Source organism: Pseudomonas extremorientalis, from assembly GCF_001870465.1.
Lineage (GTDB): Bacteria > Pseudomonadota > Gammaproteobacteria > Pseudomonadales > Pseudomonadaceae > Aquipseudomonas > Aquipseudomonas extremorientalis.
The window spans coordinates 70657-94396 of sequence record NZ_MDGK01000040.1 but is presented as its reverse complement, the minus strand read 5'-3'; the positions used below and the strand labels follow the sequence as shown (position 1 = coordinate 94396).

Genomic DNA, 23740 nt, shown 5'->3' with positions numbered 1-23740 from the left:
ATGGAACGTATCGATCACCGGTTGCCCTGGGGTCACCTGGGCTGCGAGCGCCAACTGAGCGTGTTCCGTTTCGGCAAGGGCGAGCGCAAGGCCTATATCCAGGCCAGCCTGCACGCCGACGAATTGCCCGGCATGCGCGCCGCGTGGGAGCTGAAAAAGCGTCTCGTCGAACTGGAACAGCAAGGTGCGCTCAATGGCTTGATCGAGCTGGTGCCAGTCGCCAATCCGATGGGCCTGGGCCAACTGCTGCAAGGCAGCCACCAGGGGCGTTTCGAGGTGGGCAGTGGCAAGAACTTCAACCGTGATTTTGTCGAGTTGAGCGAGCCGGTTGCCGCGTTGCTCAGCGGCAGGTTGGGTGATGACCCCCACGCCAATGTGCGTTTGATCCGTCAGGCGATGAGCGATGTGCTCCGCGCGTTGCCCGAGCCAAGCAGCCAGTTGCAAGGCATGCAGCGCATCTTGCTGAGCCACGCCTGCACCGCCGATGTGGTGCTCGACCTGCATTGCGACGCCGAAGCCGCACTGCACATGTATGCACTGCCGCAGCACTGGCCGCAGTGGCGTTCGCTGTCGGCGCATTTGAATGTGAAGGTCGGCCTGCTGGCGGAAGACTCCGGCGGCAGTTCGTTTGATGAAGCCTGCTCGCTGCCGTGGCTGCGCTTGTCCCAGGCGTTTCCCGCGGCACAGGTCCCGCTGGCCTGCCTGGCAACGACACTGGAGTTGGGTGGCCAGGCTGACACGGGCCGCGACGAAGCGATCTTCCACGCCGAAGGCATCCTCGCGTTCCTGGCCGAGCAGGGCCTGATCAAGGGCGAATGGCCGGCGCCACTGTACGAGCCGTGCGAAGGCCTGCCGTTTGAAGGCACCGAATTGTTGTTCGCGCCCCATGCCGGGGTGATCAGTTACCTGCGTAAAGCCGGTGATGTGGTCGAAAAAGGCGAGCCGATTTTTGAAGTGATTGACCCCCTGGAAGACCGCGTCAGCACGATCTGCGCGGGCACCTCGGGGGTGCTGTTTGCCGTTGAACGGCTACGTTATGCCCAAGCGGGTTTCTGGCTGGCCAAGGTGGCGGGGCGCGAAGCGCTGCGTCACGGGCGCTTGCTCAACGACTGACCACCTGTTTTTGTGAGAACCGACCGCATGTACAAACTTGAAGTCCAAGACCTGCATAAACGCTATGGCAGTCATGAAGTGCTCAAAGGCGTGTCCCTGGCCGCTGCGGCCGGTGATGTGATCAGCATCATCGGTTCCAGTGGTTCGGGCAAAAGTACCTTTTTGCGCTGCATCAACCTGCTGGAGCAACCCCACGCCGGCAAGATCCTGCTCAACAACGAAGAGTTGAAGCTGGTGGCCAACAAGGACGGCGCCATGAAGGCTGCCGATCCTAAACAGTTGCAGCGCATGCGCTCGCGCCTGTCCATGGTGTTCCAGCATTTCAACCTGTGGTCGCACATGACCGCGCTTGAAAACGTGATGGAAGCGCCGGTGCACGTGCTGGGCATGTCGAAGAAAGACGCCCGTGAAAAAGCCGAACACTACCTGGCCAAGGTCGGCGTGGGCCATCGCAAGGATGCGTTCCCCGGCCACATGTCCGGCGGCGAGCAGCAACGCGTGGCCATCGCCCGCGCCCTGGCGATGGAGCCGGAGGTGATGCTGTTCGACGAACCCACCTCGGCGCTGGACCCAGAACTGGTCGGCGAAGTGCTCAAGGTGATGCAGGACCTGGCCCAGGAAGGCCGCACCATGGTGGTGGTGACCCACGAAATGGGCTTTGCCCGTGAGGTGTCGAACCAGTTGGTGTTCTTGCACAAAGGCATCGTCGAAGAGCGTGGCAACCCGCGGGAAGTGCTGGTGAACCCGCAGTCCGAGCGCCTTCAACAGTTCCTGTCCGGCAGCCTGAAATAATGACCTCCTGTGAATAGGTAACCCCTGTGGGAGGGGGGCAAGCCCCCTCTCACATTGGATATGCATCGTTTTTGAGATTTGTACTCGATTACGGGCTAGCATTGGCCCTTGTCTTCATTACTGTTACTGGCTTCGGATAGCACTCCCATGACCGCCCACAAAATTGGTTTCCTGATTTGGCCCAGCACAAAAGCCTTGACGCTTGCGCTGGCTGAGGAGGCCTTGCGCGTTGCCCAGCGGGTGCATCCGGAGGTGGTCTACGAGCTGTCGTTCCTGCAGGCCGAACCTCCCACTGACAATGCCTGGCAACTGCCGGGCGAGCCGTGGGCCGGCAAGCTCGAAGGTTTCCAGAAGCTGTTCCTGCTGGCGGATGAACCACCCACCGTCATTGCCTCGCAACTGAGCACGGCGCTCAAGCAGTTGGTGCGGGCCGGGTGTGTGATCGGTGGTCTGTCGGCCGGTGTCTATCCGCTTGCCCAGCTCGGCCTGCTCGACGGCTACCGCGCCGCCGTGCACTGGCGTTGGCAGGATGATTTTGCCGAGCGTTTCCCCAAGGTCATCGCCACCAGCCATCTGTTCGACTGGGACCGCGACCGTCTCACCGCCTGCGGGGGCATGTCAGTGCTCGACCTGCTGCTGGCGGTGCTGGCCCGTGACCACGGCGCCGAACTGGCTGGCGCGGTGTCCGAAGAACTGGTGGTGGAGCGCATCCGCGAAGGCGGCGAGCGCCAACGCATCCCGCTGCAAAACCGCCTGGGCTCCAGCCATCCGAAGCTGACCCAGGCGGTGTTGCTGATGGAAGCCAACATCGAGGAACCGCTGACCACCGACGAAATTGCCCAGCACGTGTGCGTGTCGCGACGACAACTCGAGCGCATCTTCAAGCAATACCTCAACCGCGTCCCCAGCCAGTACTACCTGGAACTGCGCCTGAACAAGGCCCGCCAGATGCTCATGCAAACCAGCAAGTCGATCATCCAGATCGGCCTGTCGTGCGGCTTCTCCTCGGGGCCGCATTTCTCCAGCGCCTACCGCAACTTCTTCGGCGCCACCCCCCGTGAAGACCGCAACCAGCGGCGCAGCAGCAGCCCGTTCGAGCTGTCGTCGGTGCCGTCGGAACGCGGCTGAATACAGGCTTCACTCTTCTTCCCGACCCAAGGGTGGGATCAGTGGGTTGCCCTCGGCGTCCTGCCTGGCTGCCTCGACATGGAAAGCAAAGCCTGTACGCCGGTAATACTCCCTGAGCAACGCCAGGCTGTGTGGCGACAACGGGTTGCCGCGCAGGTCTGAATCGCTGTCGAGGGTGTATGAAATTTCCAGGAGAGACGCCGGCAACTGTTCGATGTGGTTGTTGCTCAGGTCCAGGGTGTGCAACACCGACGACTCCTGGAACACACCTTCGGGGACGTGATGCAGTTGAGCATTGCGCAGGTGCAGTGAGCTCAATTGACGAAGCTGGCTCACATCCGGTGCGTGGCCGAGGGGGTTGTTGCTCAGGTCGATGAACTCGATGTCTTTCAAGTCCTCGAGTGCGCGGGCACTTTGCGGTGAAAGCGCAATGTTGCATTCGGACAGGTCCAGGGAGGACAGCTTGGGCATGTTGAATATCGAGGTGGGCAGGGTTTGCAGTGAGCACTTGTTGAGGGTCAGTGTCTCCAGCTGGGGGAAGCTGCCGAGTGTGCCATCGACCTGGGTCGTGATGCCGTCGCCGATCAGTTCGAAAGTGGACACGTGATTAAAGCGCGCGCGCAGTTGCGGCAGGGCCCCGAGTATTGGGGTATCGAGTATCAAACTGTGGGTCACCTCTTCGTCCAGGCTCTCTTCGTCTTCGATTCTCTCAAAACGCCAGGCTTGCTCGAGCAGGGTCTTGAAATCCTGCCGGATCAACTGTTGTTCGGCGCGTGCCTGTTCATCCATCAGCGTGCCGAGAATCGGGTGATGGGTCGGGACATCCAACACCCATTCGTTGAGGTCGGTGCCCAATTGCCGGTATTCCTCTTCGAGCAGGCTGATTTGGTTGGTAACGGCGTCCATGTCGCCAGGCAGTTTGAAGATGAACCGATGGATTTCGCTGTCGACGAAGGTGGGGTAAAGCTGTTGGATACGTTCGCGCTCGCCAGGGTTGGCTTCTGCCTTGAAGAACTCGCCGGTGCGTTGGCAATAGGTCTTGACCTGTTCCAGCGTCGGCTTGGACAACGGATTTCCCGACAGATCAATGCCTCGCACCGCAGTGTTGGGCAATGTGAAGGCGGCAGGGGGCAGGTTTTCGATCGCATTGTTGCTCAGGTCCACTGTGACGTGCTGATCGCTGCGCAGCAGACCCGCCGGCACCTCGCGCAGGCCGGTATTGCGCAACAGCACCCGGCGCAGGCTGGGCAATTGGCTGAAGTCGGGTGTGTGCGCCAAGGGGTTATGGTTCAGGTCCAGGAACGTCAGCCCCTTCATGCCTTCCAGGCCGTGCGCGGATGAGGCCGACAACATGATCGAACATCCGGGCAGGCTCAGGAATTCCAGGTGTTGCAGGCTGAGCAACGAGGCCGGCAGGTCCCCCAACGGTGCGTCCTGTATGGAGAGCGCGTGAACATTGGGAAAGCTGCGCAGGAACTGATCCAGGTGCAGGGGCCGTTGGTTGCCCTGTATGCGAAGCCCGCCGATGTGGTCGAACGTGATGCTCAGTTGCGGCAGTTCGCCTGCCAGGGTGGCGGGAATTTCCAGGGAGCCTACCTGGGTCTGCTGCGGGGTTTCGCGCCGCCAGCTTCGTTCCAGCAGGTCTTTGAGCGCCGCCCTGCGAGCCGTTTCCAGCTCGGGAAGCGCCGGTGCCTGGGCCCAGGCCTGCAACTTGTCCGTCAGTGTCTGGTAGTCGCCTGCCAGCCGTGCCAGCTCACGTCGTCCCGCTTCGATATCGCCGGGCAGGTTGAAGATGAATCGGTTGATCTGCTCTTCGCTGAATTTCGGAAACAACAGCTTGGCGTCGCGCCGGTCGGCCTGCAAGGCGCTGGCCTCGAAGCGGGTGCCGTGCCGCTGGTGATAGGCCTTGATCCTTTCAAGGGTTTCGCGGTTCAACGGGTTGCGCGAGAGGTCGAAGCGCAAGCTGGATTCAGGCGCAAGCTGGAAAATGCCATCTGGCAAGTGGCTGATCCGGTTGTTGCTCAACAGGGCGACTTGCAGCTCCGGATGGCTGAGCACGCCGGCCGGCAGGCGGTCGATATTGGTGCGCGACAAGTCCAGGGCGACCAGGTCAGGCATTGTTTCGACGCTGGGGACAAGACCCAACGGATTGCCGTGCAGGTCCAGCGAGCGCATCTGGTGCATGGCGGCCAACTGCGCCTGGCTTTGCGGGGTGAGGACGATCTGGCAGGTGTTCAGTTGCAGGGCGTTCAGGTCCGGCATCGACGTGATCTCCTGAGGCAGGCCCCGTAGAGGCGTGTTGATGACACTGAGTTGGCGCAGTTTGGGAAAGTGGCCCAGGAACGAGGACACCCCGCGCAAGTTGGCTGATCCGTTGAGGGACAGCAGAGAGACATGATCGAAATTGGCTTGCAGTCGTGGCATCTCGCCCAGGATGTTGCCATTGAGCTTGAGCGTGTGGCCGTCCCGCGCCGGGTCTTCGTAGTAGTTGTCGATCACTGTTTCACGCCGCCAGGCCGCTTTGAGCCGATGAGTCATCGCGGTGCGATTCTGTTTTTCCAGCTGGAGCTCCCACCGGTACAAGGCGTGTCCCGTCACCGGGTGATGGTGAGGGACATCGGCTTGCCAGGCCTGCAAGCCGCTGTCCAGTTGCGCATATTCCTCGGCCAGTTGCGCGAGCTTGGCTGCCGCTCCGCCGGGGTGTGCCTGCCAGTCTTGGATGAGCGCGTGCAACTGGCTGTCGTCCAGGCTTGGGTACAGGCTGCGTGCGCGCTGATGCAGACTCGCCGGACCACCCTCGATGGCGGGTTGGTGGGCGTAGCCGGCATCGTGACCGAGCAGTTGCAGGGTCTCGGTGGCCGGTTCGGGAGTGTCGCCCCCCAGCAGCACGCGCATTTCGTCGCGCGGCGGCGGGCGTTGGCGCAGGCGCTCGCGCAGTTCGTGGCCTTGATGAATGTCGATGTTCAGCTGCTCACGCTGGGCGTCAGGCAGGGCATGGAGAATGGCCGAGTACAGGTCGGTCTCGCCGCACAGGGGGCCTTTTTCGTCGTAGGCCACGTAGCGACCGCTGTCCAGGCGCACCAGGCTGCGGCGGATCGGTGCGTCGTCAGAGCCGACGCTGTGCCAGGCCTCGCCGTCGATGGACTGGTGCAGGGCTTGCAGGTTGATCTCCGTGGACCAGCCTGGCAGCACCCGCAATGCGCTCAAGGCCAGCAGGTCGGTGTCGAGGTTGACCTGTGAGTCCAGGTGCTGCCCTTCGTAGGCGCGGTTCAGGCGGACTTCGGTGAGCGCCGCCTGGGCCAACTGCGCAAGGCGTGGCGGTGTGCGCTGGGCGTGTAGTTCAAGCAGCTCTTCACCGGTGGCCTGGCCCAGCAATCGCTCGGCGACGGTGGCCGGCAAGCCGGGGGCTTCATCGGCCAACTGCCGGGCTTGGGGGTGTTCAGCGTGCTGCAAGGGCCCGTAGCGTGAGTCGAAAAGTGCGACGCGATGCTTGCGGGCGATCCCGGCAAGGGTTTTTCTCAGGTTGCGCGTGCGGGTTTCCAGGCTCAGTTGCGGGTCGCTGGCACGCTCGCCGAATTGTGCGCGGATCTCTTCCGGGGTCAGTGTCTGCAACACGGTCTTGAGCAGATCGCCGTTGCTCAGTTGCGCTTCGTGTATTTGTACCAGCGGCTTGGTCTGGTCGCCAAAGGTCCAGACCACGCGGCCCTGATCATCCAGAAAGCGCAAGCCCCGGGTGTGCGGCCAGGCGCCATTGGCGGTGAGCAATTGCAGCAGGTCCAGGGCGGCGATGCGGTTGTAGAGTGCCGGGTCATCGCTGCTCAGGCGTTCGATCAAGGTGTCCAGTTCCCGCTCGATCCTGAGTCGCGCCAGGGCATCATCCAACAGCGGCGGCAGCGGTTCGCTGTTGTGGTGCATCTTGCGCAGGATGGCTTCGTCGGTACCGCTCAGGGTCATGGCCAGTTGCCGGTCGGCGTCACTGAGGCCTTGCGCACGGTGGCCGAGACGGCCGAGCAAATCCGGGCCTTGCCATTGCAACGGCTGGTCGAGTTCGGTACGCCAGGTGCCCGCCTGGTTATGGATCAGCAGCGGTTGATAGGCGTCGGCCCGGCTCGGGTGCTTGAGCCGGTACTGTCCGTCTCCAGGAGACTTCTGCACGGCGTAAAACGAGCCTTCCAGCGGCAGGATCGATTCCTTGCGCACCGTATGCAGGCCCAGTTCGTCGATGCCCAGGTTCGGCGGCAACTGCAGGTTTTGCGCATAGGGGGCCAGGTCGGGTTTCCAGTAACGGCGGGCACCGCTGGCGAGGGTGACTGGTTTGAAGCGATCGATGAAGGCCAGTGTCTGTGGCGACATCAGCTTGCGCAACTCGGGTACGCCGATCTGCCCACCCGCCGTGAACAATCCCAGTTGAACCGCACTCTCCAGCAGGTTCATCAGGTGTGCGAAGGCCTCGCGGTCAAGTCCTTCAGCCCAGTCGACAATGCCTTCGAACACGTCGTCGAGCAGTTGATAGGCCATGTACGCAAGCATCAATTCCCCCAGCCCCGGAATAAACGGTGCGACCACCAGCAACGCTGCATTCACGATGGATGAAGCGACGTTGACGAAGCTGTCCCACAAGGCCCATCGCGCATTGCGATCCACGGTCGCGGTGGAGACGGCTAGGGTGCGGGCGTCGTTGAGCAACTGGTTGAGCCTGGACTGGTAGAGGTAGTCCCAGGGGACGATGAGAATCGGGCTGGCGGTGAACTGCAATAACGGATCGTCGGTGGGGTCGGCGCGCCAGGGCGCCAGGCCGCTGCCGTATTCACTGGGATGCCAGGTGATTTTTTCCAGGCGTTGGCCCAGGTCGGCGAAAAACGCGCCGCGGTGCTCGTGGGCGACGAATCGGCTGAAGAACACCTGGTAATCGGCGGCGCGCAGTTGTCGGGTCAGCTCCTGCTTGAAGGCCAGGGGGGAGGGGTACTCCTTGAGCGGATGTTCCGGGTCGTCCGGCACATAGGCCACCATTCGTTGCACCGTGCGGGTGTTTTCGAGGTCCGGGGCGAAGAGCAGGATGCCGGTGAGGGGGGCCTCCATCATGCTGAAGTCATGTATGTGCACGGCGCTTGAGCCAAGGCGCATGCCGGAAAGCCCGTCGATCAGGCCTTCGATCAACCGTGCATAGTCTTCTTGGATGTCGCCCCGGATCCGCGCCAATTGTACCGCCGCACGCAGAGCGGCTTTTTGGCTGGCGTCGACCTTGGCTTGCAGCACCGCGCCGGCGACCGGGTGGTCGACGCCGAGTTGCTCGCGCAGGTAGCCCATATAGCGCGCGCCGAGGTCGAGGTCACGACACAGTTGGGCGAACGCCGCGATGGGCAGGCGGCGCTTGATGGCGGGCAATGTGTCGAACTGGCCGTTGGCATCGGGTTGAGTGATGTAGGTGGAGTCCGGCTCATAGGCATCCGCCAGGGTCTCTTTGTGTTCGAAGTTATGCAGTGCGGCGTCCAGCAGGGACACGGTCCAGGCGCGCGCCCCGCCGGAACGTACCGTAAACCAGGGGATGGTCTGGGGGATGTAGAGGCGGATAAACGTGGTTTCCACATCCAGTTCAAGGCCGGATTGGCGTTTCAAGGCGTCTTTGAGCAAGGGGATGGAGTAGGTCCTGGCGTCCTGGAGGTCCTTGAGGGCCTGGTCGACGCGGTTCTGTGCGTGCCAGTGGGCACCATTGAGCTGCCTGAGGGTTGCCTGTTGCGCAGCGTCGGTGGCGGGCAGGGGCAGGGGCAGGGGCGTGGCGTTTTTGAGGGCGGAGCGCTTGCTGGCGGACGCGTTGCCGAGCCAGGCCGGCAGTGCGCGGGTCAAGGGTTCGTAGTGGCGATCGGGATGGCTGCTTTGGGTGATTGCGGGTGCAGGGGGCGTTGGGGTCGTCATGCTCACATCCATGGAGGGCTTGAAAACCACGAGTTAATCAGTCACCTGTGCGCACCGGCCTTTAGATAGTTATGCCGAGCGTGCGCGCAGGTCTCACGTAATTGTGCGACAGCGTTTAAACTGCGCCATTGCGATGCTATTTGTCGCATTGGCGTAAACCCACGTAAAACGCGGGTTGGCGCTATAAGAAGTTGTCGCTTGGCGACAAGGCCCTACTGAAAACTGTCCTTACAATCCCTGCATCGCCCGCCAGTTCCAGGCAGGCGTTCCTCTTCAGGAGACTCCGATGTCCGTTGAGCAAGCCCCGGTGCAACGTGCCGATTTCGACCAGGTCATGGTTCCCAACTACGCACCTGCCGCCTTCATCCCCGTGCGTGGCGCAGGTTCCCGCGTGTGGGACCAGGCCGGTCGTGAGCTGATCGACTTTGCCGGCGGCATCGCGGTCAACGTATTGGGCCATGCCCATCCGGCGCTGGTTGGCGCGCTGACCGAACAGGCCAACAAGCTGTGGCACGTATCCAACGTGTTCACCAATGAGCCGGCGCTGCGCCTGGCGCATAAGCTGATCGACGCCACCTTTGCCGAGCGCGTGTTCTTCTGCAACTCCGGTGCCGAAGCCAACGAGGCCGCGTTCAAGCTGGCCCGTCGCGTCGCGTTCGACCGTTTCGGCACCGAGAAGTACGAGATCATCGCCGCGCTGAACAGCTTCCACGGCCGCACCCTGTTCACCGTCAACGTCGGTGGCCAGTCCAAGTACTCCGATGGCTTCGGGCCTAAAATCACCGGCATCACCCACGTTCCTTATAACGACCTGGCTGCGCTGAAAGCCGCCGTGTCGGACAAGACCTGCGCTGTGGTGCTGGAGCCGATCCAGGGCGAAGGCGGCGTACTGCCGGCCGAACTGGCCTACCTGCAAGGCGCCCGCGAGCTGTGCGACGCGAATAACGCCTTGCTGGTCTTTGACGAAGTACAGACCGGCATGGGCCGAAGCGGTCACCTGTTCGCCTACCAGCACTACGGCGTGACGCCGGACATCCTCACCAGCGCCAAGAGCCTGGGCGGCGGTTTCCCGATTGCGGCCATGCTCACCCGTGAAGACCTGGCCAAGCACCTGGTGGTCGGTACCCACGGCACCACCTACGGCGGCAACCCGCTGGCGTGCGCGGTGGCCGAGGCGGTGATCGACGTGATCAACACCCCTGAAGTGCTGGCTGGCGTGAACGCCAAGCACGACCTGTTCAAGGCGCGCCTGGAGCAGATCGGCAAGCAATACGGGATCTTCACCGAAGTGCGCGGCATGGGCCTGTTGCTCGGTTGCGTGTTGAGCGATGCGTTCAAAGGCAAGGCCAAGGACGTGTTCAACGCGGCCGAGAAGGAAAACCTGATGATCCTGCAAGCCGGCCCGGACGTGGTGCGTTTTGCGCCGAGCCTGGTGGTGGAAGACGCGGATATCCAGGAAGGCCTGGACCGTTTTGAACGTGCAGTGAAAACGCTGACTCAAGCCTGATACACACTTATTTGCCGGACCGTGTCATGTGGGAGGGGGCTTGCCCCCGATAGCGATGGGTCAGCCACCTGATTTATCAACTGACAGACTGCTATCGGGGGCAAGCCCCCTCCCACATTTGACCTGTGTTGAATCAGGAACTGTCCGGTATTTTTTCCTATGAGTTTTTCGAGTTAAGGAGTGACACCATGCTGGTGATGCGCCCCGCGCAAATGGCTGATCTGGGCGAGGTACAGCGTCTGGCTGCGGACAGCCCGATTGGTGTCACGTCCTTGCCGGACGACGTGGAACGCCTGAGCGACAAGATCGCCGCGAGCGAAGCGTCCTTCGCCGCCGAGGTGAGCTTCAACGGTGAAGAAAGCTATTTCTTCGTGCTCGAAGACACCGAGACCGGCAAGCTCGCCGGTTGCTCGGCCATTGTCGCGTCGGCCGGTTACTCCGAGCCGTTCTACAGCTTCCGTAACGAGACCTTCGTGCACGCCTCCCGCGAGCTGAAGATCCACAACAAGATCCACGTGCTTTCCCAGTGCCACGACCTTACCGGCAACAGCCTGCTCACCAGTTTCTACGTGGTGCCCGAGCTGGTCGGTTCGCCGTGGTCGGAACTCAATTCCCGTGGCCGCCTGCTGTTCGTCGCCAGCCACCCCGAGCGCTTTGCCGACTCGGTGGTGACCGAGATCGTCGGCTACAGCGACGAGAACGGTGACTCGCCGTTCTGGGACGCCATCGGCCGTAACTTCTTCGACCTCAACTACGCCGCCGCCGAGCGTCTGTGCGGACTGAAAAGCCGCACTTTCCTCGCCGAGCTGATGCCGCATTACCCGATCTACGTGCCGCTGCTGCCGGACGAAGCCCAGGAAGCCATGGGCCAGGTGCACCCGCGTGCGCAGATCACCTTCGACATCCTGATGCGCGAAGGCTTCGAGACCGACCACTACATCGACATCTTCGACGGCGGCCCGACGCTGCACGCACGGGTATCGGGCATTCGCTCGATCGCCCAGAGCCGCGTGGTGCCGGTGAAGATCGGCGAGATGGTCAAGGGCGTCGGCCGCCAGTACCTGGTGAGCAACGCGCAATTGCAGGACTACCGTGCGGTGATGCTGGAGCTGGACTACGCGCCGGGTAAACCGGTGACGTTGGACCTGGCAGCGGCCGAGGCCTTGGGTGTTGGCGAAGGCGCGAGCGTGCGCCTGGTTGCGGTTTAAAAAGAGAGTTTCGCGGGTGGCTGACAACAGCGGCCCGTTCGAGGAGATAGCATGATCGTTCGTCCCGTACGCAGCAGCGATTTACCGGCCCTGATTGATCTGGCGCGCAGCACCGGCACCGGCCTCACCACCTTGCCGGCCAACGAAGAGCGCCTGACCCACCGCGTGGGCTGGGCGGAAAAAACCTTTCGCGGCGACGCCGGGCGGGGCGATGCCGACTACCTGTTCGTGCTGGAAAACGACGAAGGCCGTGTGGTGGGCATTTCCGCCATTGCCGGTGCCGTCGGCCTGCGTGAGCCCTGGTACAACTTCCGGGTCGGGCTGACCGTCAGCGCTTCCCAGGAGCTGAACATCTATCGCGAAATTCCGACGCTGTTCCTGGCCAACGACCTCACCGGCAATTCCGAACTGTGCTCGTTGTTCCTGCACGCCGATTACCGCAGCGGCCTCAACGGTCGCATGTTGGCCAAGGCGCGCCTGCTGTTCATCGCGGAATTCCCGCAGCTGTTCGGCAACAAGATCATCGCCGAGATGCGCGGGGTGTCCAACGACGCCGGGCGTTCGCCATTCTGGGAAAGCCTGGGTCGCCACTTCTTCAAGATGGAGTTCAGCCAGGCCGACTACCTGACCGGCGTGGGCAACAAGGCATTCATCGCCGAGCTGATGCCGAAGTTTCCGCTGTACAGCTGCTTCCTCTCCGAAGATGCGCGCAACGTGATCGGCAAGGTCCACCCGGACACCGAACCGGCGCTGAGCATGCTCAAGAGCGAAGGCTTCAGCTACCAGGGCTATGTCGACATCTTCGACGCGGGACCTGCGGTGGAGTGTGAGACCCAGAAGATCCGTGCCGTTCGCGACAGCCAGACACTGGTCTTGGCGATCGGCACCCCAGGTGACGACGCCACGCCGTTCCTGATCCATAACCGCAAACGCGAAGATTGCCGCATCACCGCTGCCCCGGCCCGCATGGCAGCCGGAACCCTGGTGGTCGACCCACAGACCGCCAAGCGTCTGCGCTTGGTGGTGGGTGATCAAGTGCGTGCCGTACCGTTGTCCGCTGCTCGGGAGTCGAAATAATGAATTCGCTGTATATCGCAGGTAGCTGGCTGGCTGGCCAGGGTGAGCTGTTTGAGTCGCGCAACCCGGTGACCCAACAGGTGCTGTGGGCCGGCAATGGCGCCACCGCCGAACAGGTCGAATCCGCCGTGCAGGCCGCGCGCCAGGCATTCCCTGCCTGGGCCAGGCGCCCGCTGGAAGAGCGCATCCACGTACTGGAAACCTTCGCCGCCACCCTGAAACGTCGCGCCGACGAAATCGCCCGCTGCATCGGCGAGGAAACCGGCAAGCCGCTGTGGGAGTCGGCCACCGAAGTCACCAGCATGGCCAACAAGATCGCCATCTCGGTACAAAGCTACCGCGAGCGCACCGGCGAGAAGAGCGGCCCGCTGGGCGATGCCACCGCCGTATTGCGTCACAAACCCCACGGTGTGGTGGCGGTGTTCGGGCCTTACAACTTCCCTGGTCACCTGCCGAACGGGCATATCGTCCCGGCCTTGCTGGCGGGTAACACCGTGCTGTTCAAACCGAGCGAGCTGACCCCTAAAGTCGCTGAGCTGACCGTGCAGTGCTGGATCGAAGCCGGCCTGCCGGCGGGCGTGCTGAACCTGCTGCAAGGCGCGCGGGAAACCGGCATCGCCCTGGCGGCCAACCCCGGCATCGACGGGTTGTTCTTCACCGGCTCCAGCCGCACCGGCAATCATCTGCACCAGCAGTTCTCCGGGCGCCCGGACAAAATCCTGGCCCTGGAAATGGGCGGCAATAACCCGCTGGTGGTCGACGAAGTGGCCGACGTGGATGCGGCGGTCTACACCATCATCCAGTCAGCCTTTATCTCGGCTGGCCAGCGTTGCACCTGTGCCCGTCGCCTGTTGGTGCCGGAAGGCGCCTGGGGCGATACGTTGCTGGCGCGTCTGGTGGCGGTCAGCGCGACGATCGAAGTCGGTGCGTTCGACCAGCAACCGGCGCCGTTCATGGGCTCGGTGATTTCCCTTGGCGCCGCCAAAGCCTTGATGGACGCCCAGGAATTGATGTTGGCCAATGGCGCCGTAGCGCTGCTGGAGATGACCCAGCCACAGGACCAGGCCGCGTTGCTCACGCCGGGCATCATCGACGTGACCGGTGTGACCGAGCGCGAAGACGAGGAGCTGTTCGGCCCCTTGTTGCAGGTGATCCGCTACGCTGACTTCGAAGCGGCGATTGCCGAGGCCAACAACACCCAATACGGCCTGGCCGCGGGCTTGTTGTCGGATTCCGAAGCGCGTTACCAGCAGTTCTGGCTGGAAAGCCGCGCCGGTATCGTCAACTGGAACAAACAGCTGACCGGCGCCGCGAGCACCGCACCGTTCGGCGGGGTAGGGGCGTCGGGTAATCATCGTGCCAGTGCCTACTACGCGGCGGATTATTGTGCGTACCCGGTGGCCTCGCTTGAGACCCCGAGCCTGGTGGTGCCTGCCACGCTGACCCCCGGCATCACACTGATCTGAATGTGGGAGGGGGCTTGCCCCCCATTTTGATCTCTGTAGTACTGAAGATTGCCTATAAAAACAGATGTTCGTGGAGCCTCGCCGATGAAATCCTATGAAGTCAATTTTGACGGTCTAGTGGGGCCGACCCATAACTACGGCGGTTTGTCCTTCGGCAACGTCGCGTCCCAGAGCAACAGCCAGCAGCATTCCAACCCGAAGGAAGCGGCGTTGCAGGGCCTGCAGAAAATGAAAGCCCTGATGGACATGGGCTTTGTACAAGGTGTGTTGGCGCCCCAGGAACGTCCTGACGTGGCCGCCTTGCGCAACCTGGGTTTTAGCGGCACCGACGCGCAAGTGATCCAGCAGGCGGCCAAAGACGCTATGCCGTTGCTGGTCGCGAGTTGCTCCGCGTCGAGCATGTGGGTGGCCAACGCCGCCACCGTCAGCCCGAGTGCCGATACGGCAGATGGTCGCGTGCATTTCACTGCCGCCAACCTCAATTGCAAGTACCACCGCAGCATCGAACACCCGACCACCAGTCGTGTGCTGGGGGCGATGTTTGCCGATCAGAAGCACTTCGCCCACCACGCCGCGTTGCCTGCCGTGGCGCAGTTTGGCGATGAAGGTGCGGCTAACCACACGCGTTTCTGCCGTGAGTACGCAGAGGCGGGCGTCGAGTTTTTCGTGTTTGGTCGCAGCGCGTTCGACCCTCGCTACCCGGCGCCCCAGAAGTACCCGGCGCGCCAGACCCTCGAAGCCTCCCAGGCCGTCGCGCGCTTGCACGGTTTGAAGGATGACGGCGTGGTCTACGCCCAGCAGAACCCGGCGGTGATCGATGCCGGCGTGTTCCACAACGACGTGATCGCGGTGGGTAACGGCGAAGTGCTGTTCTACCACGAGGACGCATTCCTCAATACCGAACAGATGCTCGGCGAGCTGCAAGGCAAACTGGCCAGGCTGGGCGGCAACTTCCAGTCGGTGTGCGTGCCCCGCACCCAGGTCAGTGTCGAGGACGCGGTGCGTTCTTACCTGTTCAACAGCCAGCTGCTGAGCCGCGCCGATGGTTCGATGCTGCTGATCGTGCCGGAAGAATGCCGCGCCAACGAACGCGTCTGGCAGTACCTGCAAAACCTGACCGCTGCCGGCGGCCTGATCCGCGAAGTGAAGGTGTTCGACCTCAAGCAAAGCATGCAGAACGGCGGTGGCCCGGCGTGCCTGCGGTTGCGCGTGGCCTTGAACGAAACGGAGCTGGCGGCGGTGAATCCAGGCGTTATCATGACCGCGCCGTTGTACGACACCCTGACCCAGTGGGTCGGCAAGCACTACCGTGACAGCCTGCGCGAAAGCGACCTGGCTGATCCACAATTGCTGCTTGAGTGCCGGACGGCACTGGATGAACTGACGCAAATCCTTAAACTGGGCGCGGTTTATCCTTTCCAGATCAATTAACGCCGTACGGCTGAGAACTATCTATTATGACCACCGACACCCTGAAACTGATTCTTGAAGACACCGACGGCACCCAGCTGGAAACTTCCTGCACCCGCGTCGCCGTGGTCTGGCAGGGCAAGGAAATCTGGATCCAGCACGACGGCCGTGGCCAACTGCTGATCGGCGTGGACGTGGAAGAGGGCGACGCCGAATACGCCAACCTGCTGATGCGCCCGCTGGCCACCAACCTGATGAGCCTGCAACTGGAAATGGAACCGGCCGATGTTGAAGGTGATGACGACGATCACGTCCATGGCCCAGGCTGCAACCACTAAGGAAGCTGCGTATGCTCGCCCTTGGCAAACTGCTTGAACTGACCCTCGCCGGTCGTGAACCGGCGCAAAAAATTCAACTGACTGTCGACGGCGTGCAGATGCGCTGGCTCAGCGAGGGCGCACTCGAAGTGCGCCCGCCTGAAGCGAAGGACAACGGCAGCGACCTGCTGCTGTCGTCCGGCATCCATGGCAACGAAACCGCGCCGATCGAACTGCTCGACCGCCTGTTGCATGGCATTGCCCGTGGGGAGATCAAGCCCCGTATCCGTATTCTGTTCCTGTTCGGCAACCCCGAGGCCATGCGCCGCGGCGAGCGTTACCTCGAACTGGACGTCAACCGGCTGTTCAACGGCCGGCATGAAAAAAACATCGGCCCGGAGGCCATGCGCGCCGCCGAGCTGGAGCAACTGGCCCGCAGCTTTTTCAGCCTGCCGGGCCGCTCACGCCTGCATTACGACCTGCACACGGCTATTCGTGGTTCGAAGATCGAGCAGTTTGCCCTGTACCCGTGGAAAGAAGGTCGCGAGCATTCACGCCATGAGCTGGCGCGCCTGAACGCTGCCGGCATGCAAGCAGTGTTGCTGCAGAACAAGACGTCGATTACCTTCACCGCGTTTACCTACGAACAACTCGATGCCGAGGCGTTCACCCTGGAATTGGGCAAGGCGCGGCCGTTCGGGCAAAACCAGGGCGTGGACGTGTCCCGCCTGGAAACACGCCTCAAGCAAATCATCGAAGGCACCGAGCCGACGACTGACAGCCTCGACGGCCTGCAGTTGTTTGCCGTCTCCCGTGAAGTCATCAAGCACAGCGACGCCTTCCTGCTGCACCTGCCGGCAGACGTGGAAAACTTCTCGCCATTGGCCCGGGGCTACCTGTTGGCCGAAGACGTGGCCAAGACCCGCTGGGTGATCGAGGAGGAGGGCGCGCGCATCATCTTCCCCAACCCGAAGGTGAAGAATGGTCTGCGGGCGGGGATATTGATTGTGCCGACGACGGACGTCGGCTTGGCCTGAAGCTCAAACCCTCATCCGATCCAAATGTGGGAGGGGGCTTGCCCCCGATGAGGATGTCTCAGTCACTGTATGTGTTTCTGATCCGCCGCCATCGGGGGCAAGCCCCCTCCCACATTTTGCTTTGCCGTGCTGCTTAGACCGCTACCGCGCGTGGCTCGCTACGGCGAATCGCGCGGACCTTGTGCAAAGTGTCGGCGCACGTACGTGCAGCTTCCTGGCCCTTGTGCACGAAGTGCTCGTAGAAGAAGGTCTGGTGTTCGCTGCCGGCGTGGAAGTGATGCGGGGTCAGGGACACCGAGAACACCGGCACTTCGGTTTCCAGCTGCACCTGCATCAGGCCGCTGACCACCGATTGGGCGACGAATTCGTGGCGGTAGATGCCACCGTCCACCACCAGCGCGGCGGCGACGATACCGGCGTAACGGCCGGTCTTGGCCAGCAGCTTGGCGTGCAGCGGCATTTCAAAGGCGCCGCCGACTTCGAAGAAGTCGATATCCGATTCCTGGTAGCCCTGGGCGATGATCTCGGCGAGGAAGCCTTTACGGCTCTGGTCGACAATTTCCTTGTGCCAGCAAGCCTGGATAAACGCGATACGTTCGCCGTGATGGTGCTTGGCTTTACTGTCGATTGCGGTGGGTTGCATGTTCTGACTCCTGTTTAAGAAAAAAACAGGGCGTTATGAATCGAATGGGATTTAAGGGTACGCAAGCACACATCGTGCGCGGCCCTCAGGTGCCAATCCCGTTCTCTCTTCATCCGGACTATGACCGTCGGCCCCGGGATCACACCGGGTCTGCTGACCTTGTCGCCGTCCTGCGTGAGCAGTTCGAGGCGCCAAGCGCTCGCGGGCTATACACATTGCGTGTAATTACCGCCGGTGGGGAATTGCACCCCGCCCTGAGAACGTTGCCGCCAGAACCCTGGCGGCGGAGAGTTTTTAACACGGTTTTTCGAAAACTGCACGACCGCGATATCGATAAGCTATATCGGTTTGTTTGGTTGGTATTCGATTGAATTCAGTTGGGGCTTGATATTGTGTGGCGTTGCCCGCAGTAATCACTCACAAAAGGACCTTACTGAACCCTCAAGAGGCTTGTTTCATGTCTGTGATCGACCTGCGCAGCGACACCGTGACCCAACCTACCCCCGGCATGCTCGACGCGATGGCCACCGCCGCCAGCGGTGACGACGTGTATGGCGAAGACCCCAGCGTCAACCGGCTGGAGGCCGAACTGGCCAAGCGCCTGGGCTTCGCCGCTGCGTTGTTCGTGCCCACCGGCACCATGAGCAATCTGCTGGCGTTGATGGCCCACTGTGAGCGCGGCGAGGAATACATCGTCGGCCAACAGGCCCACACCTACAAATACGAAGGTGGCGGGGCAGCCGTGCTCGGTTCGATCCAGCCGCAGCCACTGGACGTGCAGGCGGACGGCTCTCTGGACCTGGACCAGGTGCTGGCGGCAATCAAGCCTGACGACTTCCACTTTGCTCGTACCCGTCTGTTGGCGCTGGAAAACACCATGCAGGGCAAGGTGCTGCCGCTGGAGTACCTGGCCAAAGCCCGCGCGTTTACCCGGGAGCATGGCCTGGCCCTGCATTTGGATGGCGCACGGCTCTACAACGCAGCGGTGAAGCTGGGGGTGGACGCACGGGAGATCGCCCGGCATTTCGATTCTGTATCGGTGTGCCTGTCCAAGGGCCTCGGCGCGCCGGTCGGCTCGGTGCTGTGCGGTTCCACGGCGTTGATCGCCAAGGCCCGGCGTTTGCGCAAGATGGTCGGCGGCGGCATGCGTCAGGCCGGATCCCTGGCAGCAGCGGGGCTGTACGCTCTGGATCACCAGGTGCAGCGCCTGGCCGACGACCACGCCAATGCGCAATGGCTGGGGGATGAATTGCGCAAGGTGGGTTACGAGGTGGAGCCGGTGCAGACCAACATGGTCTATGTGCAGATCGGCGACCAGGCCCAGGCCTTGAAGGCGTTTGCCGCCGAACGCGGGATCAAGCTGAGCGCCGCGCCACGCTTGCGCATGGTCACTCATTTGGATGTGAGCCGGGCGCAGGTCGAGCAAGTGCTCGCGACATTCGTCGAATTTTCGCGCAAATGACTGTGCAGACCGTCTAATTGAGCCTCTCTATCGCATAAACACGCTGTACCACCGGCAAAGGGCCGATATAATGCGGCCCTTTGCCGTCGCTCCGTCTGATGATGTTGCGCACTGGCCTTTGGCCGCAGCCTCCGTGGAAGAACCTAATGAAAAGCGCAGAAATCCGTGAAGCCTTCCTTCGCTTCTTCGAAGAGCAAGGTCACACCCGTGTCTCCTCCAGCTCCTTGATCCCAGGCAATGACCCTACCCTGCTGTTCACTAACGCGGGGATGAACCAGTTCAAGGACTGCTTCCTGGGCCAGGAAAAGCGCGCCTACACTCGCGCCGTCAGCAGCCAGAAATGCGTACGCGCCGGTGGCAAGCACAACGACCTGGAAAACGTCGGCTACACCGCTCGTCACCACACCTTTTTCGAAATGCTCGGCAACTTCAGCTTTGGCGATTATTTCAAGCAAGACGCGATCAACTTCGCCTGGACCTTCCTGACGGGCGTGCTGAAGCTGCCGAAGGAAAAACTCTGGGTCACCGTCTACGCCAGCGATGACGAAGCGTATGACATCTGGACCAAGGAAGTCGGCGTGCCGGCTGAGCGCATGGTGCGCATCGGCGACAACAAAGGCGCGCCGTACGCCTCCGACAACTTCTGGACCATGGGCGATACCGGCCCGTGCGGCCCTTGCACCGAGATCTTCTACGACCACGGCGCTGACATCTGGGGCGGCCCACCGGGCTCGCCGGAAGAAGACGGCGACCGTTACATCGAGATCTGGAACAACGTGTTCATGCAGTTCAACCGCACCGCCGATGGCGTGTTGCATCCGTTGCCAGCGCCGTCGGTGGACACCGGCATGGGCCTGGAGCGGATCAGTGCGGTGATGCAGCACGTGCACTCCAACTACGAGATCGACCTGTTCCAGAGCCTGCTGGCCGCTGCGGCCAAGGCCATTGGTTGCACCAATGAAGACCAGGCCTCGCTCAAGGTAGTGGCTGACCACATCCGTTCCTGTGGCTTCCTGATTGCCGACGGCGTGCTGCCTTCCAACGAAGGCCGTGGCTACGTGCTGCGTCGCATCATCCGTCGTGCCTGCCGTCACGGTAACAAGCTGGGCGCCAACGGCAGTTTCTTCTATCAGATCGTCGCGGCGCTGGTCGCCGAGATGGGCGAGGCCTTCCCGGAACTCAAGCAGAACCAGGCGCATATCGAGCGCGTGCTCAAGGCTGAAGAAGAGCAGTTCGCCAAGACCCTGGAGCAGGGCCTGAAGATCCTCGAGCAAGACCTCGCCAACCTGCAAGGCTCCGTGGTGCCGGGCGACGTGGTGTTCAAGCTCTACGATACCTACGGTTTCCCGATGGACCTGACCGGCGACATCGCCCGTGAGCGCAACCTGACCCTCGACGAGGAAGGTTTCGAGCGTGAGATGGAAGCCCAGCGCGTGCGCGCACGGTCGGCCAGCTCGTTCGGCATGGACTACAACAGCCTGGTCAAGGTTGACGTAGCCACTGAATTCACCGGCTACAAGGCTACCAGCGGTTCGGCCAAGGTGGTTGCCCTTTATAAGGATGGCCAGTCGGTTGATGTACTTAATGAAGGCGATGACGGTGTTGTGGTTCTGGACCAGACCCCGTTCTACGCCGAATCCGGTGGCCAGATTGGCGACTGCGGTTTCCTCAAGGCGACTTCGGGTCGTTTTGATGTGCGTGATACCACCAAGACCGGCGGTGCGTTCCTGCACCACGGTGTGTTGGCGTCGGGCAGCCTGACTATCGGTTCGTCGGTCGAAACCCAGGTGGACGCCGACGTGCGCCACGCCACATCGCTGAACCACTCGGCCACGCACTTGTTGCACGCCGCGCTGCGTCAGGTTCTGGGCGAGCACGTGCAGCAGAAGGGGTCGTTGGTGGACAGCCAGCGCCTGCGTTTCGACTTCAGCCACTTTGAAGCGATCAAGCCTGAGCAGATCAAGGCCCTGGAAGACATCGTCAACGCCGAGATTCGCAAGAACACGGCGGTAGAAACCGAAGAAACCGATATCGAGACCGCCAAGGCCAAGGGCGCCATGGCGCTGTTCGGCGAGAAGTACGGCGACAGCGTGCGCGTACTGAGCATGGGCGGCGACTTCTCGGTGGAACTGTGTGGCGGTATCCACGCCAACCGGACCGGCGACATCGCCCTGCTGAAAATCATCAGCGAAGGCGGCGTAGCCTCCGGCGTGCGTCGTATCGAAGCGGTGACCGGCGCTGCGGCCCTGGCCTACCTGAATGCGGCGGAAGAACAACTCAAGGAAGCGGCCAGCCTGGTCAAGGGCAGCCGCGACAATCTGATCGACAAGCTATCCGCTGTGCTGGAGCGCAACCGCGCCCTGGAGAAACAGCTGGAGCAGTTGCAGGCCAAGGCGGCCAGCGCGGCCGGCGACGACCTGTCGGCTTCGGCGGTGGACGTCAAGGATGTGAAAGTCCTGGCTGCACGCCTGGACGGCCAGGACGGCAAGGCGCTGTTGGCCTTGGTCGATCAGTTGAAGAACAAGCTCGGCCGCGCAGTGATCCTGCTCGGCGGTGTCCATGAGGATAAGGTCGTTCTGGTTGCGGGTGTGACCAAGGACCTGACTGGCCAACTCAAAGCCGGTGATTTGATGAAGCAAGCCGCCGCGGCAGTGGGCGGGAAGGGTGGTGGTCGTCCGGACATGGCGCAAGGCGGTGGTGTAGACGCCGGCGCCCTGGACGCGGCCCTGGCCCTGACCGTGCCGTTTGTCGAGGCAGGTATTTAAGGCACTGTTAACCGGCCCGTGGTCTAGTCACGGGCCGGTGTGGTGCTGGTTGATTGGATATTAGGCGCCCCTTTACGGGCTGAGGCGGCTTAGAAATGGCTTTGATCGTACAGAAATTTGGAGGCACCTCGGTCGGCTCTGTCGAAAGAATCGAGCAGGTGGCCGACAAGGTTAAGAAGTTCCGCGATGCCGGCGACGACCTGGTGGTGGTGCTGTCGGCCATGAGCGGCGAGACCAATCGCCTGATCGATCTGGCCAAGGCAATCAGCGGTGACCAACAGCCGCTGCCGCGTGAGCTGGATGTGATCGTGTCCACCGGCGAGCAGGTGACCATCGCGTTGCTGGCCATGGCGTTGAATAAGCGCGGTGTGCCGGCGGTGTCCTACACTGGCAGCCAGGTGCGCATCCTCACCGACAGCGCGCATACCAAGGCGCGTATCCTGCAGATTGACGATCAGAAAATTCGTACGGACCTGAAAGCCGGGCGCGTGGTAGTTGTAGCAGGCTTTCAGGGTGTGGACGAGCAGGGCAACATCACCACCCTCGGGCGTGGCGGTTCGGACACCACCGGCGTGGCGCTGGCAGCGGCCCTCAAGGCTGATGAATGCCAGATCTACACCGATGTGGATGGCGTCTACACCACCGACCCGCGTGTGGTGTCCGTGGCCCAGCGCCTGGACAAGATCACCTTTGAAGAGATGCTGGAAATGGCCAGCCTTGGTTCCAAGGTGTTGCAGATCCGTGCGGTGGAATTCGCCGGCAAGTACAACGTTCCGCTGCGCGTATTGCACAGCTTCAAAGAGGGTCCGGGCACCCTCATTACTATTGATGAAGAGGAATCCATGGAACAGCCGATCATTTCCGGTATCGCTTTCAACCGTGATGAAGCCAAGCTGACTATCCGTGGCGTGCCGGATACCCCGGGCGTGGCGTTCAAGATCCTGGGTCCTATCAGCGGTGCGAACATCGAAGTCGACATGATCGTGCAGAACGTTTCGCACGATAACACCACCGATTTCACCTTCACTGTGCACCGCAACGAGTACGATGCGGCCGAGCGGATCTTGCAGAACACTGCCAAGGAAATCGGCGCCCGTGAAGTGGTCGGCGATACCAAGATTGCCAAGGTGTCGATCGTGGGCGTGGGCATGCGTTCCCATGCCGGCGTTGCCAGCCGCATGTTCGAGGCACTGGCCAAGGAAAGCATCAACATCCAGATGATCTCCACCTCGGAAATCAAAGTCTCGGTGGTGATCGAAGAGAAGTACCTGGAGCTGGCTGTACGCGCTCTGCATACCGCTTTTGAGCTGGACGCTCCGGCCCGACAGGGCGAGTGACGCAGTGCCTGAAAGGCGCGGTTTACCGCGCCTTTCCTTTTTTTGTCGGGCGCATGTTCTTTTGCGCGCGCTCGACAATACTTAGGCGGTAGGGCTATGGCCTTTGGGTTGTAGGCCGAAGGCCTTTTTTTTGCAGACTGTTGTTCCTGAACTGAAATGCGTGAGGAGAAAGGTATGCTGATTCTGACTCGTCGTTGCGCAGAAAGCCTGATTATCGGTGATGGCGAAATCACCGTGACCGTGCTCGGCGTCAAAGGCAATCAAGTACGTATCGGGGTTAACGCTCCGAAAGAGGTAGCGGTGCACCGCGAGGAAATTTACCTGCGGATCAAGAAAGAGAAGGACGAAGAACCAAGCCTTTAATTTTTATCGTTTTTTATGTTTGCAAACGGGGATGAACGTGGTTAATATACGCCCCGTGTTGCGGAGAGCTGGCCGAGTGGCCGAAGGCGCTCCCCTGCTAAGGGAGTACACCTCAAAAGGGTGTCGGGGGTTCGAATCCCCCGTTCTCCGCCATTATTTGCTTAGTACGTTGCAATCTGGTTTTTTCGGTAAGTTGTTGAAA

The 23740-nt window shown here is 61.7% G+C and carries 16 protein-coding genes, 1 tRNA gene and 1 riboswitch; of the genes, 15 read left to right on the top strand and 2 right to left on the bottom strand.

The features are described 5' to 3' along the window. The 3 genes from BFN10_RS16460 to BFN10_RS16450 all read left to right on the top strand — a co-directional run bounded on the left by BFN10_RS16460 (position 1) and on the right by BFN10_RS16450 (position 3033). Positions 1–1113 (top strand): succinylglutamate desuccinylase/aspartoacylase family protein, encoded by a 1113-nt coding sequence (locus tag BFN10_RS16460; protein ID WP_071490553.1) that lies wholly within the window; start codon positions 1–3, stop codon positions 1111–1113. Positions 1114–1140: 27 nt separating this feature from the next. Beyond that, entirely contained in the window at positions 1141–1905 is a 765-nt protein-coding gene (locus BFN10_RS16455; protein WP_003214336.1) for an ABC transporter ATP-binding protein, read from the top strand. A gap of 147 nt (positions 1906–2052) precedes the next feature. Next, positions 2053–3033, top strand: coding sequence for a GlxA family transcriptional regulator (locus tag BFN10_RS16450; protein WP_071490552.1), 981 nt, complete (start codon positions 2053–2055; stop codon positions 3031–3033). Between the two features lie 9 nt (positions 3034–3042). On the opposite strand, the gene BFN10_RS16445 is transcribed toward BFN10_RS16450, so the two are convergent. Beyond that, a complete protein-coding gene (locus tag BFN10_RS16445) occupies positions 3043–8946 on the bottom strand; it encodes a dermonecrotic toxin domain-containing protein (RefSeq protein WP_071490551.1) in 5904 nt (1967 codons plus the stop codon). Positions 8947–9232: 286 nt separating this feature from the next. Here BFN10_RS16445 and BFN10_RS16440 point away from each other — a divergent pair, with 286 nt between their 5' ends. From BFN10_RS16440 to astE, 7 genes are all read left to right on the top strand, one after another. Further along, positions 9233–10453 carry an aspartate aminotransferase family protein gene (locus BFN10_RS16440; protein ID WP_071490550.1) on the top strand — a complete coding sequence of 407 codons (1221 nt, stop codon included), beginning with the start codon at positions 9233–9235 and terminating at the stop codon, positions 10451–10453. Between the two features lie 188 nt (positions 10454–10641). Continuing rightward, positions 10642–11661 carry an arginine/ornithine succinyltransferase subunit alpha gene (gene aruF / locus BFN10_RS16435; RefSeq protein ID WP_003175655.1) on the top strand — a complete coding sequence of 340 codons (1020 nt, stop codon included), beginning with the start codon at positions 10642–10644 and terminating at the stop codon, positions 11659–11661. 51 nt (positions 11662–11712) lie between these two features. Continuing rightward, positions 11713–12738 carry an arginine N-succinyltransferase gene (astA, locus tag BFN10_RS16430; protein WP_071490549.1) on the top strand — a complete coding sequence of 342 codons (1026 nt, stop codon included), beginning with the start codon at positions 11713–11715 and terminating at the stop codon, positions 12736–12738. Next, positions 12735–14204, top strand: a complete 1470-nt coding sequence (gene astD / locus BFN10_RS16425) for a succinylglutamate-semialdehyde dehydrogenase (RefSeq protein WP_162276407.1) — start codon at positions 12735–12737, stop codon at positions 14202–14204. The genes astA and astD overlap by 4 nt, the downstream gene beginning before the upstream one ends. An 84-nt stretch (positions 14205–14288) precedes the next feature. Next, positions 14289–15635 (top strand): N-succinylarginine dihydrolase, encoded by a 1347-nt coding sequence (gene astB, locus BFN10_RS16420; protein ID WP_071490547.1) that lies wholly within the window; start codon positions 14289–14291, stop codon positions 15633–15635. A 26-nt stretch (positions 15636–15661) separates the two neighbouring features. Beyond that, positions 15662–15952 carry a hypothetical protein gene (locus BFN10_RS16415; RefSeq protein WP_003214319.1) on the top strand — a complete coding sequence of 97 codons (291 nt, stop codon included), beginning with the start codon at positions 15662–15664 and terminating at the stop codon, positions 15950–15952. An 11-nt stretch (positions 15953–15963) separates the two neighbouring features. Beyond that, positions 15964–16968: a succinylglutamate desuccinylase gene (gene astE / locus BFN10_RS16410; RefSeq protein WP_071490546.1), complete on the top strand. Its 1005-nt coding sequence runs from the start codon at positions 15964–15966 to the stop codon at positions 16966–16968. Between the two features lie 133 nt (positions 16969–17101). On the opposite strand, the gene BFN10_RS16405 is transcribed toward astE, so the two are convergent. Then, the gene (locus BFN10_RS16405) at positions 17102–17611 is read right to left on the bottom strand and encodes a 6,7-dimethyl-8-ribityllumazine synthase (protein WP_071490545.1); all 510 of its coding nucleotides are present in this window, start codon (positions 17609–17611) and stop codon (positions 17102–17104) included. Positions 17612–17707: 96 nt separating this feature from the next. Next, a riboswitch (FMN riboswitch) is annotated at positions 17708–17877 on the bottom strand. A 191-nt stretch (positions 17878–18068) separates the two neighbouring features. Between BFN10_RS16405 and ltaE the strand changes: the two genes are divergently transcribed. From ltaE to BFN10_RS16380, 5 genes are all read left to right on the top strand, one after another. Continuing rightward, positions 18069–19073 carry a low-specificity L-threonine aldolase gene (gene ltaE, locus BFN10_RS16400; protein WP_071490544.1) on the top strand — a complete coding sequence of 335 codons (1005 nt, stop codon included), beginning with the start codon at positions 18069–18071 and terminating at the stop codon, positions 19071–19073. A gap of 146 nt (positions 19074–19219) precedes the next feature. Further along, a complete protein-coding gene (alaS, locus tag BFN10_RS16395) occupies positions 19220–21838 on the top strand; it encodes an alanine--tRNA ligase (RefSeq protein WP_071490543.1) in 2619 nt (872 codons plus the stop codon). Between the two features lie 95 nt (positions 21839–21933). Next, entirely contained in the window at positions 21934–23175 is a 1242-nt protein-coding gene (locus BFN10_RS16390) for an aspartate kinase (RefSeq protein WP_010208327.1), read from the top strand. A 174-nt stretch (positions 23176–23349) separates the two neighbouring features. Then, the gene (gene csrA, locus BFN10_RS16385) at positions 23350–23538 is read left to right on the top strand and encodes a carbon storage regulator CsrA (protein WP_003175645.1); all 189 of its coding nucleotides are present in this window, start codon (positions 23350–23352) and stop codon (positions 23536–23538) included. Between the two features lie 62 nt (positions 23539–23600). Then, positions 23601–23691 (top strand) — tRNA-Ser (locus BFN10_RS16380). Positions 23692–23740 lie beyond the last annotated feature (49 nt).

Excerpts from the sequence above, each read along its gene's own strand:
- BFN10_RS16460 (WP_071490553.1), top strand. The coding sequence starts at position 1 with ATGGAACGTATCGATCACCGGTTGCCCTGGGGTCACCTGGGCTGCGAG.
- BFN10_RS16455 (WP_003214336.1), top strand. The coding sequence starts at position 1,141 with ATGTACAAACTTGAAGTCCAAGACCTGCATAAACGCTATGGCAGTCAT.
- BFN10_RS16450 (WP_071490552.1), top strand. The coding sequence starts at position 2,053 with ATGACCGCCCACAAAATTGGTTTCCTGATTTGGCCCAGCACAAAAGCC.
- BFN10_RS16445 (WP_071490551.1), bottom strand. The coding sequence starts at position 8,946 with ATGACGACCCCAACGCCCCCTGCACCCGCAATCACCCAAAGCAGCCAT.
- BFN10_RS16440 (WP_071490550.1), top strand. The coding sequence starts at position 9,233 with ATGTCCGTTGAGCAAGCCCCGGTGCAACGTGCCGATTTCGACCAGGTC.
- aruF (WP_003175655.1), top strand. The coding sequence starts at position 10,642 with ATGCTGGTGATGCGCCCCGCGCAAATGGCTGATCTGGGCGAGGTACAG.
- astA (WP_071490549.1), top strand. The coding sequence starts at position 11,713 with ATGATCGTTCGTCCCGTACGCAGCAGCGATTTACCGGCCCTGATTGAT.
- astB (WP_071490547.1), top strand. The coding sequence starts at position 14,289 with ATGAAATCCTATGAAGTCAATTTTGACGGTCTAGTGGGGCCGACCCAT.
- BFN10_RS16415 (WP_003214319.1), top strand. The coding sequence starts at position 15,662 with ATGACCACCGACACCCTGAAACTGATTCTTGAAGACACCGACGGCACC.
- astE (WP_071490546.1), top strand. The coding sequence starts at position 15,964 with ATGCTCGCCCTTGGCAAACTGCTTGAACTGACCCTCGCCGGTCGTGAA.
- BFN10_RS16405 (WP_071490545.1), bottom strand. The coding sequence starts at position 17,611 with ATGCAACCCACCGCAATCGACAGTAAAGCCAAGCACCATCACGGCGAA.
- ltaE (WP_071490544.1), top strand. The coding sequence starts at position 18,069 with ATGTCTGTGATCGACCTGCGCAGCGACACCGTGACCCAACCTACCCCC.
- alaS (WP_071490543.1), top strand. The coding sequence starts at position 19,220 with ATGAAAAGCGCAGAAATCCGTGAAGCCTTCCTTCGCTTCTTCGAAGAG.
- BFN10_RS16390 (WP_010208327.1), top strand. The coding sequence starts at position 21,934 with ATGGCTTTGATCGTACAGAAATTTGGAGGCACCTCGGTCGGCTCTGTC.
- csrA (WP_003175645.1), top strand. The coding sequence starts at position 23,350 with ATGCTGATTCTGACTCGTCGTTGCGCAGAAAGCCTGATTATCGGTGAT.